General features: G+C 73.2%; 8 protein-coding genes and 1 pseudogene. 7 read left to right on the plus strand and 2 right to left on the minus strand.

What is annotated here, in order from left to right:
- Window positions 1-114 precede the first annotated feature (114 nt).
- The 4 genes and pseudogenes from dusB to KSNIM_RS25625 form a co-directional block, all read left to right on the plus strand.
- On the plus strand, window positions 115-1,335 hold the full coding sequence (dusB, locus tag KSNIM_RS25610) for a tRNA dihydrouridine synthase DusB (RefSeq protein ID WP_411543774.1): 1,221 nt from the start codon (window positions 115-117) through the stop codon (window positions 1,333-1,335).
- 563 nt (window positions 1,336-1,898) lie between these two features.
- Complete coding sequence (ppdK, locus tag KSNIM_RS25615; protein WP_263105480.1) at window positions 1,899-4,607, plus strand: pyruvate, phosphate dikinase; 2,709 nt, start codon at window positions 1,899-1,901, stop codon at window positions 4,605-4,607.
- Window positions 4,608-5,011: 404 nt separating this feature from the next.
- Entirely contained in the window at window positions 5,012-5,593 is a 582-nt protein-coding gene (locus KSNIM_RS25620) for a ribonuclease domain-containing protein (protein ID WP_411543775.1), read from the plus strand.
- Window positions 5,594-5,915: 322 nt separating this feature from the next.
- Window positions 5,916-6,773: pseudogene (locus KSNIM_RS25625) on the plus strand (ADP-ribosylglycohydrolase family protein); the annotation flags it as partial.
- A gap of 418 nt (window positions 6,774-7,191) precedes the next feature.
- Here the strand turns inward: KSNIM_RS25625 and KSNIM_RS25630 are convergent.
- Window positions 7,192-8,496, minus strand: a complete 1,305-nt coding sequence (locus KSNIM_RS25630) for a C2 family cysteine protease (RefSeq protein ID WP_263105481.1) — start codon at window positions 8,494-8,496, stop codon at window positions 7,192-7,194.
- 202 nt (window positions 8,497-8,698) lie between these two features.
- On the opposite strand from KSNIM_RS25630, the gene KSNIM_RS25635 reads away from it, so the two are divergent.
- Complete coding sequence (locus KSNIM_RS25635) at window positions 8,699-9,409, plus strand: MOSC domain-containing protein (RefSeq protein WP_263105482.1); 711 nt, start codon at window positions 8,699-8,701, stop codon at window positions 9,407-9,409.
- A 129-nt stretch (window positions 9,410-9,538) separates the two neighbouring features.
- Here the strand turns inward: KSNIM_RS25635 and KSNIM_RS25640 are convergent, their stop codons facing one another.
- Window positions 9,539-10,258: a GNAT family N-acetyltransferase gene (locus tag KSNIM_RS25640; RefSeq protein WP_263105483.1), complete on the minus strand. Its 720-nt coding sequence runs from the start codon at window positions 10,256-10,258 to the stop codon at window positions 9,539-9,541.
- Between the two features lie 698 nt (window positions 10,259-10,956).
- Between KSNIM_RS25640 and KSNIM_RS25645 the strand changes: the two genes are divergently transcribed.
- The gene (locus KSNIM_RS25645) at window positions 10,957-11,901 is read left to right on the plus strand and encodes a PAC2 family protein (RefSeq protein WP_263105484.1); all 945 of its coding nucleotides are present in this window, start codon (window positions 10,957-10,959) and stop codon (window positions 11,899-11,901) included.
- A gap of 181 nt (window positions 11,902-12,082) precedes the next feature.
- Complete coding sequence (locus KSNIM_RS25650) at window positions 12,083-13,099, plus strand: SGNH/GDSL hydrolase family protein (protein WP_263105485.1); 1,017 nt, start codon at window positions 12,083-12,085, stop codon at window positions 13,097-13,099.
- The last annotated feature ends 59 nt before the right edge of the window (window positions 13,100-13,158 follow it).

Raw genomic sequence — 13,158 nt, forward strand, 5'->3', positions numbered from 1 at the left:
CCCCACGCCAGCCCACCCACCCCAGCCCACCCCCACCCGAGCCCGGCAGGGCCGCCACTCGGGTGGGGGACAATGGAGAGTCCCGAATCCCATCAGCCGAGGACTCTGCCGCGCATGACCACCACCCCCAGCACACCCGACACCGTCGGGGCCGCCGAAGCCACCGGCGAGCCCACCCAGCCTGCGTCCGCCGCAGGCGCCGAGTTCGCGCCGCTGAACATCGGCCCGATGCAGGTGTGGCCGCCGGTCGTGCTGGCACCCATGGCGGGGATCACCAACGCTCCCTTCCGGACGCTGTGCCGTGAGCAGAGCGGAGGCAAGGGGCTGTACGTCTCCGAGATGATCACCACGCGGGCCCTGGTCGAGCGCAATGCCAAGACCATGCAGTTGATCAAGTTCGACCCGAGCGAGAAGCCCCGGTCGATCCAGCTGTACGGCGTCGACCCGGTCACCGTCGGCAAGGCGGCCCGGATGATCGCGGACGAGGGGCTCGCCGACCACATCGACCTGAACTTCGGGTGCCCCGTCCCGAAGGTCACCCGCAAGGGCGGCGGCTCGGCGCTGCCGTACAAGCGCAACCTGCTGCGGGACATCCTCCGCGAGGCCGTCGCCAACGCGGGCGACCTGCCCGTGACGATGAAGATGCGCAAGGGCATCGACGACGACCACCTCACCTTCCTGGACGCCGGCCGGATCGGTGCCGAGGAGGGGGTCTCGGCCATCGCCCTGCACGGCCGTACGGCGGCCCAGCACTACGGCGGCACCGCCGACTGGTCGGCGATCGCCCGGCTGCGCGAGTCGGTCCCGGCGCACATCCCGGTGCTCGGCAACGGCGACATCTGGTCGGCCGACGACGCGCTGCGGATGATGCGCGAGACCGGGTGCGACGGCGTCGTGGTCGGCCGTGGCTGCCTCGGCCGGCCCTGGCTCTTCAAGGACCTGGTGTCGGTCTTCGAGGGTGACGTCGACTACGCCCGTCCGACCTTCGGCGAGGTCGCCCGGGCCATGGTGCGCCACGCCCAGCTGCTTGGTGAGTGGCTCGGCGACGAGGCCCGTGGCGTGATCGATTTCCGCAAGCACGTGGCCTGGTACACGAAGGGCTTCTCGGTCGGGTCCGAACTCCGGGTCCGGCTGGCCAACGCCTCCTCCCTCGCCGAGTTGGCTGAGTTTTTGGAGCAGATCGACCAGGCGCAGATCTGGCCCGCCGGTGCGGACGGTCCGCGCGGTCGGACCAGTGGCAACAACCGGGTGGTGCTGCCGGAGGGCTGGTTGGACGATCCGTACGACTGCGCAGTGCCCTCCGTTGACGCCGAATCGGACACATCTGGCGGATGATCTGTACGCCGAGGCGAAATGGGTCCTGATTGGCCATCTGCCGCTCCGGACCAGCCCTCTTGTCCGATCTGGCCAAGGGGGCTCCTTTCTGGCAGATTTTGGTTACGTCAAGTCACGGAGGTGGCTACTCAAAGTCATGAAGCGCGCGATCATGGGCGCCCGAAGGCTGAGATGCGTTCGTGACGCTTGCCACATAGTCTGAGTGGTTGACGGCCGGTCAGGTCGCCGAGAGGCCTCGACAACGTGAATCGCTTCCCGAAGGGGTCTCGGTCTGATCGGCACCACTGGCTGCAGGAAATCAAGCCGGGGCAACAGAGTCGACGATCGGCCATCACTCTCTGTCCGGTTCGTGTGATCTTCAGGTTTCGATGCCTTCACTACTTGAACGATAGCTAGCGTCAACCGGACGATTTCGGCAACATAGGTGAATGCCTGCTCGGGCATTCGATCTGCTGGGTCCTGAGTGGTTCTCAAGCACGTACGGCCTATTGGCGGCACGAAAGCGCCTTTGAAATGGGTATGTTCTCCGGCGTCAGGGCAACCGTGTGCGAGGAGACCGACCCGTGGCGGCGAAGCAGAAGTTTGTTTACTCCTTCACCGAAGGAAACAAGGACCTCAAGGATCTTCTTGGTGGCAAGGGTGCGAACCTGGCCGAGATGACCAACCTGGGTCTCCCCGTCCCTCCGGGGTTCACCATCACGACCGAGGCCTGCAAGGTCTTCCTGGAGACGGGCAGCGAGCCCGCCTCGCTGCACGAGGAGATCAGCAAGCACCTGGTCGCCCTCGAGGCCCGGATGGGCAAGACGCTCGGGCAGCACGACAACCCGCTGCTGGTGTCAGTGCGTTCGGGTGCCAAGTTCTCCATGCCCGGCATGATGGACACCGTTCTGAACATCGGCCTGTCCGACGCTTCGGTGACCGGCCTCGCCGCCCAGTCCGGCAACGAGCGTTTCGCCTGGGACTCCTACCGCCGCCTGGTCCAGATGTTCGGCAAGACCGTGCTGGGCGTGGACGGCGAGCTGTTCGAGGAGGCGCTGGACGAGGCCAAGCACGCCAAGGGCACCGCCAACGACCTCGACCTCACCGCCGAGGACCTCAAGGGCCTGGTCGAGACCTTCAAGGGCATCGTCCAGCGCGAGACCGGCCGGGAGTTCCCGCAGGAGCCGCGCGAGCAGCTCGACCTCGCCATCTACGCCGTCTTCCACTCCTGGAACGGCGACCGCGCCCGGCTGTACCGCCGCCAGGAGCGCATCCCGAACGACCTCGGCACCGCGGTCAACGTCTGCACCATGGTCTTCGGCAACCTCGGCGAGGACTCCGGCACCGGCGTCGCCTTCACCCGTGACCCCTCCACGGGCACCCAGGGCGTCTACGGCGACTACCTGCAGAACGCCCAGGGCGAGGACGTCGTCGCCGGCATCCGCAACACCCTGCCGCTGGCCGACCTCGAGCAGCTCGACAAGAAGTCGTACGACGAGCTGATGACCATCATGCAGACGCTCGAGACGCACTACCGCGACCTCTGCGACATCGAGTTCACCATCGAGCGCGGCAAGCTCTGGATGCTGCAGACCCGCGTCGGCAAGCGCACCGCGGCCGCCGCCTTCCGCATCGCCGTCCAGCTGGTCGACCAGGGCCTGATCGACCTGGACGAGGCGCTGCACCGGGTCACCGGCGGTCAGCTGGCCCAGCTGATGTTCCCGCGCTTCGCGCCGACCTCCGAGACCAAGCCGGTCGCCTTCGGCATCGCGGCCTCGCCGGGCGCCGCGGTCGGCCGGGTGGTCTTCGACTCCTACACCGCCGTCAAGTGGTCCCGCTCCGGCGAGAAGGTCATCCTCGTCCGCCGCGAGACCAACCCGGACGACCTCGAGGGCATGATCGCCGCCGAGGGCATCCTGACCTCGCGCGGCGGCAAGACCTCGCACGCGGCCGTCGTCGCCCGCGGCATGGGCAAGACCTGTGTCTGCGGCGCCGAGGAGCTGGAGGTCGACACCAAGAACCGCAAGTTCACCACCTCCGGCGGCCAGGTCGTCCACGAGGGCGACATCGTCTCCATCGACGGCGCCAACGGCAAGGTGTACCTGGGCGAGGTACCGGTGCTGCCGTCCCCCGTCGTCGAGTACTTCGAGGGCACCCTGCACGCGGGCGCCGACGTCCAGGGCGGGCTCGTCCAGGCCGTGCACCGGCTGATGGCGCACGCCGACGTCCGCCGTCGGCTCGCCGTCCGCGCCAACGCGGACAACGCCGAGGACGCGAACCGCGCCCGCCGGTACGGCGCCCAGGGCATCGGGCTGTGCCGCACCGAGCACATGTTCCTCGGTGAGGAGCGCCGCAAGGAGGTCGAGCACCTGATCCTGGCGGACAACGACAAGGACCGCGAGCTCGCGCTGTCCTCGCTGCTGCCGCTGCAGAAGGGCGACTTCCTGGAGCTCTTCCAGTCGATGGACGGGCTCCCCGTCACCGTGCGCCTGCTGGACCCGCCGCTGCACGAGTTCCTCCCCGACATCACCGAGCTGTCGGTGCGCGTCGCCCTCGCCGAGGCCCGCAAGGACCCGAACGAGAACGACCTGCGCCTGCTGCAGGCGGTGCACAAGCTGCACGAGCAGAACCCGATGCTCGGCCTGCGCGGCGTCCGCCTCGGCCTGGTCATCCCCGGTCTGTTCGGCATGCAGGTCCGGGCGATCGCGGAGGCCGCGGCCGAGCGCAAGCTGGCCGGCGGCGACCCGCGCCCCGAGGTGATGATCCCGCTGGTCGGCACCGTCCAGGAGCTGGAGCTGGTGCGCGACGAGTGCGAGCGGGTGCTCGCCGAGGTCGCGCAGTCCACCGGCGTCCAGCTGGACATCAAGCTCGGTACCATGATCGAGCTGCCGCGTGCCGCGGTGACCGCCGGTCAGATCGCCGAGGCCGCGGAGTTCTTCTCCTTCGGCACCAACGACCTGACCCAGACGGTGTGGGGCTTCTCCCGCGACGACGTCGAGGCCAGCTTCTTCACCGCCTACCTGGAGAAGGGCATCTTCGGGGTCAGCCCGTTCGAGACCATCGACCGGGACGGCGTGGGCTCGCTGGTCAGGCACGCCGCCGAGGCCGGCCGGGCGACCCGGCCCGACCTCAAGCTCGGCGTCTGCGGCGAGCACGGCGGAGACCCGGACTCGGTGCACTTCTTCCACGAGGTGGGGCTGGACTACGTGTCCTGCTCTCCCTTCCGGATCCCGGTGGCGCGCCTGGAGGCAGGCCGCGCCGCCATCGAGACGGCGGGCAGCGATTCGCGCTGACACGAAGCAGCGCGGTCCCATCGCTGACCGCACACCCCCTCCGCAGGGGAGGGGCGTTCGACGGAGCTCGGCGCAGGAGAGCCGTCGGACGTAGCAGCCGGGGCGGGAACGGACAATGGGGTCCGTTCCCGCCCCGGCGGCCTTACTGCACCCGCGCGTCCCCGCAGCCCGACCCCGTACCCCCGGCTCCAACGACCTGGCCGCAACAGCCCGCCCCCGTAGCCGGGCTTCCGTAGCCCGCCCCCGCAGCCCGCCCCGCGGCTCGGCTCCCCTAGCCGGCCCCCGCAGCCCGGACCCGCGCCGCGGGACCGGTCGCCGCCCCGATACTCCGTCTGCGGCCGAACGGGTGAGAGCGGCGCGAAGCTCGGCCCGGCGCGCTCGGCCGACCGGGCAAGCTGTCCGCCATGACCAGCCGAAACCACGTGATCGTCGTCGCCGTCCTGCTGGTGTTCGCGATCGTTGCGGCGGCCGCCTACGCCCTGAGCGACCGCACCGGTTCGACGAGGAATCCCACCACCGGTCCCACACCGGGCGGCACCGCCACCGGACCGGCGCCGACCGGCTCGGCACCGACCGCTCCGGTGTCCGGCCCCGCCCCCCGCCCGTCCGCGACCCGGACCGCCACCGCCGGCCGGCCGACCGCGACCGCGGCCACCCCGACGAAGAGCGGCGCCGGCCCGGTGTGGCTGCCGAGCGATCCGGCGATCGCCGATGTCTGCCGGACCCGGCTCCCGGCCCAGGCCGACCGCACCCTCGTCCTGATCGCCGAGGGCGGCCCGTACCCGTACCGCTCGGACGGGGTCGTGTTCGAGAACCGGGAGGGCCTGCTGCCCCGGCACACCACCGGTTACTACCACGAGTACACCGTGGTCACCCCGGAGTCCGACGACCGCGGCACCCGGCGCATCGTCACCGGGACGGCCGGCGAACGCTACTGGACGTCCGACCACTACGCGAGCTTCCGCGAGATCGACCCCCGCTGCTGAGCCCGGGCCTCCCGGCCAGGAAGTCGGACCACGGGCCATGGACCACGAACCTCGGACCCCGGATCACCGACCCGGGCCGGGTGCAAGGGACCGCTGCGACCGGAAAGGCCCTGGTCGACCGTCCGCACCACCTGCCACCATGGCCGTGATGACCAAGCCCGCCCGTCCCGGCGACCCCGACGACCGCACGCCGTCCACCGACCGAACCCCGCCCACCGATCACGCCCGGTCCGCCGACCGAACCCCGTCCGCCGACCGGACCGATCACCACCCGGCCGCCCGGCCGGGACCCGATCCCCGCCTCGCCGCGGCGCTCGACGCGTTGCAGGGCCTCTCCGTCGGTGATGCGCTCGGCGCCCAGTTCTTCGTCCCCGCCAACCGGCCCCACCTGGACCGGCGGCAGGCTCCGCCGGGCAGGTGGCCGTGGACGGACGACACCGAGATGGCCTGCTCGGTGCACGCCGTCCTCACCGAGCGCGGCCGGATCGACACCTTCGACCTCACCCACGCCTTCGCCCGCCGGCACGACTTCGACCGCGGTTACGGGCCGGCCGCGAACCGGATGCTCCGGCTGATCCGTGAGGGCGGCGACGCCCGCCGGCTGGCCGCCGAGCTCTTCGACGGCCAGGGCTCGTACGGGAACGGCGCGGCCATGAGGGTCGCGCCGCTCGGCGCCGCCCACGCCGACGACCCCTGCGCGGCGGTCCGCCCGGCGGCGGACAGCGCCGTGATCACCCACACCCATGCCCAGGCCGTGGACGGTGCGATCGCCGTCGCGGTGGCCGCGGCGCTCGCCGCTCGGGCCCGGCTGCGGACCGAGCGGCCGGTGGCGGAGGACTTCCTGGGCGAGGTCCGGCGGCTCACACCGCGCGGCGCGGTCCGTGACGGGCTGGGCGAGGCGATCGGGCTGGCCGGGGTCGAGGACCCGCACACCGCCGCCAGGGTGCTGGGCAACGGCAGCCGGGTGAGCGCGGCGGACACCGTGCCGTTCGCGCTCTGGGCGGCCGCTCGGCACCTGGACGACTACCCGGCCGCGATCTGGGACACCGTCACCGCCGGCGGCGACGTCGACACCACGGCCGCCATCGTCGGCGGGGTGGTCGCCGCCCACACCGGCGCGGAGGGCATTCCGGCCGCCTGGCTGGCCGCCCGCGAGACGCTGCCGGGTTGGGCGACTCCGGCGCCGGGCAGTGTGCCGGACGGGGTGGCGGGCAGCACGGCGGACGGCGGCCCCGGTCCGTCCGACGGCACTCGGATCGTGCTGCCGAGGCCGGTCGAGCTCCCCGACCTGCGCTGGACGGACCGGGACTGGCAGCGCATCAGGACCTCCCTCCGCGACCGGACGGGGGCGCTGCTGATGCACACCGCCGAGGGTGTGCTCCACCTGCGGGACGGCCGTTCCGGCCACGGGGTGCTCGACGTCATGGTGGAGGCCCTGCCGCGGACCGGCTGGCGGCCGGTGTCGGCGCTGGCCGAGGCCCACCCGGCCCGCTCACCGCACGACCCGGCCGACCTGGTGGCGGCAGTCGCCCTCCTCTGACCCCCGCCTGTCCGGCAGACCGGTATCGCCGGAGCGGCCGGCCGGATCGCCCGGCCGGCTACCAGGTGTCGACCGCGTTCATCCGCCGCAGGCAGGACGGAATCTCCTGGAGCGTCAGCCAGCACTCCCACATCCGGCGGTCGGCGCCGTCGCCCCAGGGGTTGCCGAGGCAGATCCGACCGCCGGCCACGTCCACGTCCTTGATGAAGTAGGCGTGGCTCGCGGCCAGCCGTCCGCCGTGCAGCCGCTCGCGGTCGTCGCCGCGGCCGTGGGTGCTGGCGGTGAGGGCCTGGCCGCGGGCCCGTCGGTCGGCGAGTTCGTGGCAGAGCCAGGGGTTGGCGAGGTCGATCTCGCCCTCGCGCGAGGGGCGGCCGGTCAGCAGGCTCAGTCCGTCGCTGGGGTGTCCGCCGTCGGCGATGGCCGGGTAGCCGCCGTAGAACCGGGCGGCGGCCTTCTCGTAGTACCCGGGCCAGGTCTCGGCGTACCGGGCGTCGTCGCTGTGGCCCTTGGCGCCCCAGAGCACGCCGTGCCCGTAGGGCAGGTCGGGCACGACGGTGATGTCGACCGGCCGGCCCTGGTCGTAGAGGGTGCAGGTGACGGTGCCGTTCGCCTCCTGGCGCAGGTGGCGCGGGGCGTGGTGCGGATTGGCCTGGATCACCGCCTGCACGCTGGTCAGCAGCCAGCAGGTGCCGAACCTGCCCTGGTCCACGTCCTGCCAGCTCATCGCCTCGGTCGAGCCGGAGACCCGCTGCCACCGCTCGGTGAAGTACGCGCCGTCCACCTGCGCGAACGGGCCCTGCGGCAGCACCCAGCCGTGGTCCCCGCAGCCGCAGCCGGGCTCGTACTCGGGCTGGCTGCACGGCATCGCGCTGCCGATCAGCATCGCGGCGTACGGGCTGACCGAGCGCAGCAGCCAGCCGAACAGCTCCTGCTGGCGGCGCCAGTCGTACGCGGACCGGCCGTCGGCGTCCTTGACGTGGGTGAGGGCGTCCCAGCGGTCCAGGCCCTGTCGGCCGAAGCGACGGACGACGAGGTCGAGTTCGGCGGGCGGCAGGGGCATCAGCAGGTTGCCGATGTGGTCGAGCAGGGCGCGGGCGCCGTACCGCTGCTCATTGGAGAAGAGCAGGTCCCAGACCTGGCGGCCGACGGCGTCGGCGCGGTGCGGGTCCGGCGGCGGGCCGGGCGGCTGCCACGGCAGTTCCACCAGCGGGCGGCCGCCGCGCACGTACGGGATGGTGCGCCGGTCGGCCTTGTCGATCAGCCGGTTGGCCGCGTCGACCGTGCCCAGGATCGCCCGGCCGCCCGGGACGAAGGGCGCGGCGGCCCCCGCCACCTGGCGCCAGTTGTTGCGGTGGTAGCTCATCCGGTCCCCCTCGTCCGTTCCACCCCGACCCACGAGGGTAAGCGGTCCGGCCGGGCGGCGTCCGCCCGGGCCCCCGCCTGACGGTCCGTGAGAAAGGCTCGACAGAACCGGGGCTGGCGCTCCGTCAGCGGGTCCCACTCGGCGGGCACGGGCTGCCGATATTCGGCTGCGGTGCCGGGCGGTCGCGCCTACGCTGCGCGGCATGGCGACACTGCTCTCCGTGAATCTGGCCCGCCCGCGTCCCAACCCGGCGAAGCCCGGGACCGGGGGCACCGGGATCGACAAGCGCCCGGTCGACCGCCCGGTGGAGGTACGCGCCCCGGGGCCGAAGCACACCGGGCTGCACAGCGGTCTGGTCGGCGACCGGATCTTCGACACCCGCCACCACGGCGGCGACGACCAGGCGGTGTACGCCTACGCCCGGGAGGCCCTCGACCGGTGGGCGGCAGAGCTCGGCAGGGAGCTGCCGAACGGCAGCTTCGGCGAGAACCTCACCACCGCCGGGCTGGACGTCGACGGGGCGCTGATCGGGGAGCGCTGGCGGATCGGCCCGCAGGTGCTGCTGGAGGTCGCCGTGCCGCGGATCCCGTGCGCGACCTTCGCGTACTGGCTGGACGAGCGCCGCTGGCTGCGCCGGTTCACCGAGGCGGCGCTGCCCGGCGCCTACCTGCGGGTGGTCGAACCCGGGTCGATCAGCGCCGGCGACCCGGTCACCGTGGTGCACCGGCCCGGGCACGGCGTCACGGTCGCGGGCTGCTTCCGTGCCCTCACCGGTGACGCCTCGCTGCTGCCGATGCTGGTGGACGTCGCCGAGCTGCCGGAGGACGTCCGGGAGCTGGCCCGCCGCCGCACCGACCGCCCGCCGTACGCCCCCGCACCGGACGGCACCCCCGAACCGGACGACGCCGCGTAACCGGTCCGAACACGGCAGGCGCGACCACCGAAGGCCCGAACACGGCAGGCCCGAACACGGCAGACCGGGCCCGAGCACACACGGCGCCCGGGCCGAGCCGGGCCGGGGCCGGGTCGACCGGCCCGGCCGTCAGGCGGGGATCAGCGGACCGCCGTGTCTAAGGCACTCCTGGTTGAGAGCCGGGTCCGGGGCGCTCGGCGAGGTGGCCGCGGCGATCCGCAGCTCGATGATGTCGCGGACGGCCGGCCACTCCTCGTCCAGGATCGAGTAGAAGGCGGTCGAGCGGACCACCCCGTCCAGGCCGCGCGAGTGGGCCCGTCGGACCCCTTCGCAGGTGGCGCCGAGCCGCTCGATGGCGGCGCGCGAGCGCAGGTTGCGGGCGTCCGCGCGGAGCGAGATCCGCTGCACCCGCCACTCCTCGAAGGCGTGGCGCAGCATCAGCAGCTTCGCCTCGCTGTTGATGCCGGTGCCCTGGGCCCACGGGGCCAGCCAGGTGTTGCCGATCTCGGCGGCGTCCGGCACCGCCTCGCGCGGATCGCCGAACGGCACGCCCGGCACCGGCGGCCACACCAGCGGGCCCTGCCAGTAGTCGAGCTCCAGGAACCGGGTGGAGCCGACCACCCGGTTGTCCGCGGTGCTCACGGTCGCGAACGGCAGCGACCGGCCCGCGGCCTGGTCGGCGAGGGCACGCCCGATGTACTCCCTGGCCGCTTCGAGGCCGTGCGGGACGGGGGTGAAGGCGTAGGTCGTACGGTCCGCTGCACCTGCCTCGGCCAGTGCCTCCGCGTGGTGCTCGGCGAGAGGCTCCAGCCGCACGGTGCGGCCGATGAGGGTGACGGGAACGGGCACGGAATCCTTCGGTCCTTCGGCGGTCGGAGGGTCCCTCGGTCCGGGGTCACGGCGTCGAGGGTCTGGTCTTTCGCCCCGCTCCGGGGCCTCCGCCGCACCGTCGGCGCACGCCGGCGGGGCCGGTCGGGCGGCGGGGAGCGACGGCCCGGAGGCGGGCAGCGCGGTGCCGGAACGGGAACGGGTCGACGACCCGGACCGGCGGGATGGGCGAGGGGACAGTGTGCGTCCGCGAGATGGCCGAGAGAGAGACGAGAGCACGAAGGGAAGCAGGCGGCCAAGTGAAGGCAAGGTGCGCAGAGGATGACTGGCAACACACCTGGTCGGGGCGTGGCCGACGACGTCACGGACGGCGCGGCGACGACGCGACGGTGCGAGGCAGCGAGAGGACGATACCCGCAAGAAGGCGGTGCGTCACTTCGCGGCACGAGATCGGGGGCGTGCGCGTGTCGGGGGTACGCCGTGACGGGCGTCCGGCGGCCCCCGAACAGCCGTCCGGACGCTTTCCACCAGCCGTTTCGGCCCGAAGTGAGAATATTCTGCAAGCGGGGTGGAGACACGCGGCGGCAGCGGGAATTCCCGCGGCCCCGGGCACGCTGGAGTGATCGACGGGCGTCCGCGCGACGCCTGCCGGGGCGGCGCCGACGAACGGGCGGCCCCGAACGAACGACGTGACGAGACGGAACGGGGTTGGGTGCGCCGTGCGTGATCCCAAGGAGCTGTACGCGCTGGAGCCGGCGGGTGTCGAGGCGGTCGCCGCGGCGCAGGAGGCCGCGGCCGAGGCCGGCGGCGGGCTGGTGCTGCTGTACCACTTCGAGGGGTTCATGGACGCCGGTGAGGCCGGCACCCAGGTCGTCTCGCACCTGCTGGAGCACGGCACGCCGCAGGTCGTCGTCCGGTTCGACCACGACCGCCTGGTGGACTACCGCGCCCGGCGCCCCGCGATGGTGTTCGACCGCGAGCGCTGGACGGACTACGACCCGCCGGAGATCCTGCTCCAGCTGGTGCACGACTCGGTCGGCGCGCCCTTCCTGGTGCTCTCCGGCCCCGAGCCGGACACCGAGTGGGAGCTGTTCGCCGCCGCGGTGCGCGGCCTGATCGATCAGTTCGACGTCCGCCTCGCGGTGGACTTCCACGGCATCCCGATGGGCGTCCCGCACACCCGCCCGGTCGGTCTGACGCCGCACGGCACCCGGATGGACCTGGCCCCCGGCTACCCCCGCTGGTTCGACCAGGCGCAGGTGCCGGGCAGCGCCCAGGCGCTGCTGGAGTTCCGGCTCGCCGAGGCGGGGCACGACGTGCTGGGGTTCGCCGTCCACGTCCCGCACTACATCGCGCGCTCCGCCTACCCGGCCGCCGCGGTGCAGATCCTGGAGGCGGTGCAGTCCGCGACCGGCCTGGTGCTGCCCGGCACCGACCTGCGGCTGCGGGTGGACGAGGTGTACGCCGAGATCGAGGAGCAGCTGGAGCAGGGCGACGGCGAGCTCCGCTCCGCCATCCAGGGGATGGAGGGCCAGTACGACGCGGTGGCGGGCGCGGACAGCCGCGAGAGCCTGCTCGCCCAGGCCACCGACCTGCCGTCGGCGGACGAGCTGGGCCGCCGCTTCGAGGAGTTCCTCGCGGAGCACGAGCGCGACACGGAGTGAGGCGCCGGGCCGCACCGGCCGCCTGAGCCGGACCCAGCCCGGGGCAGCCCGCACCGGCCGCCGGCTCGCTCCGCACCGTCGACACCCGAAGCGCCCGTGCGACACGGGCACTCCGGGGCCCGGGAGCTGTCGCGGCCGTCCCGTACGTTGGGACGACCAGGAACGGACCCGGGGGGACTTCATGGCACGACGGCGCGACGGCGGTGGTACCGCCCTGGCGGCGGCCCTGCTGCCGGTGCTGCTGGCGGCGGCCGGCTGCGGCACGGACGGGGGCTCGCGGGCGGCACCGCCGGCCGGGCCGTCGGACCAGGCCCACCAGCAGTCCCGCGGGGCGTCGTCCCCGCAGGTCTCCCCGCCGGCGGCCGGTCCGTACGTCGCCCTCGGCGACTCCTACACCTCGGGGCTGAAGGTGCCGCCGCAGAGCGGCACCCCGGCGGGCTGTGCCCGGTCCGGGGCGAACTACCCGGCCCTGGTCGCCACGGGCCTCGGGCTGACCGGGGCGGGCTTCCGGGACGTCAGCTGCAGCGGCGCCCGTACCGGCGACCTGACCGCCCCGCAGCGCACCGCGGACGGCACCAACCCGCCGCAGCTGGACGCCCTCACCGGCACCACCCGGCTGGTGACGGTCGGGATCGGCGGCAACGACGCCGGCTTCATGGACGTCATCACCCGCTGCGCGCGGGAGAGCCTGCGGTCCACCCTGGCCGCCGGTGGCGCCGACACCGCCACCGGCGGTGCGCCCTCGGCCTGCCGGGCGGTCTACACGGCGGCCGGCGGCGGCCCGGACGAGGTGCAGCAGCAGGTCGCCGCGGCGGGCGGGAAGGTCGGCGGCGTCCTCGCGGAGATCCACCGCAGGGCGCCCTCGGCACGGGTGTACGTGGTGGGCTACCCGGCCCTGCTGCCGGCCGATCCGGCGGCCTGCCGGGAGACCCTCGGGGACGGCTTCGCCGCCGCCGACCTGGCCTTCCTCACCGAGAAGCAGCAGCAGCTGAACGGGATGCTGCGGGAGCGCGCCGCCGCTGCCGGGGCGGTCTTCGTGGACACCGCCGCCGCGTCGGCGGGCCACGACATGTGCGCGGGCGAGGCCGAGCGCTGGATCGAGCCCGCCCTGCCGGCCGCGGGCGCCGCGCCGCTGCACCCCAATGCCCGGGGCGAGCGCGGGATGGCCCAGGCCGTCCTGGCGGCCGTCCGCGGCTGAGCCGGGCCCGTACGGCAGACCCGTACGGCAGACCCGTACGGCAGGCCCGTACGGCGGAA

This window comes from Kitasatospora sp. DSM 101779 (genome assembly GCF_025655475.1).
In the GTDB taxonomy this organism is placed as follows: Bacteria; Actinomycetota; Actinomycetes; order Streptomycetales; family Streptomycetaceae; genus Kitasatospora.

Excerpts from the sequence above, each read along its gene's own strand:
- dusB (WP_411543774.1), top strand. The coding sequence starts at position 115 with ATGACCACCACCCCCAGCACACCCGACACCGTCGGGGCCGCCGAAGCC.
- KSNIM_RS25650 (WP_263105485.1), top strand. The coding sequence starts at position 12,083 with ATGGCACGACGGCGCGACGGCGGTGGTACCGCCCTGGCGGCGGCCCTG.
- KSNIM_RS25630 (WP_263105481.1), bottom strand. The coding sequence starts at position 8,496 with ATGAGCTACCACCGCAACAACTGGCGCCAGGTGGCGGGGGCCGCCGCG.
- KSNIM_RS25620 (WP_411543775.1), top strand. The coding sequence starts at position 5,012 with ATGACCAGCCGAAACCACGTGATCGTCGTCGCCGTCCTGCTGGTGTTC.
- KSNIM_RS25635 (WP_263105482.1), top strand. The coding sequence starts at position 8,699 with ATGGCGACACTGCTCTCCGTGAATCTGGCCCGCCCGCGTCCCAACCCG.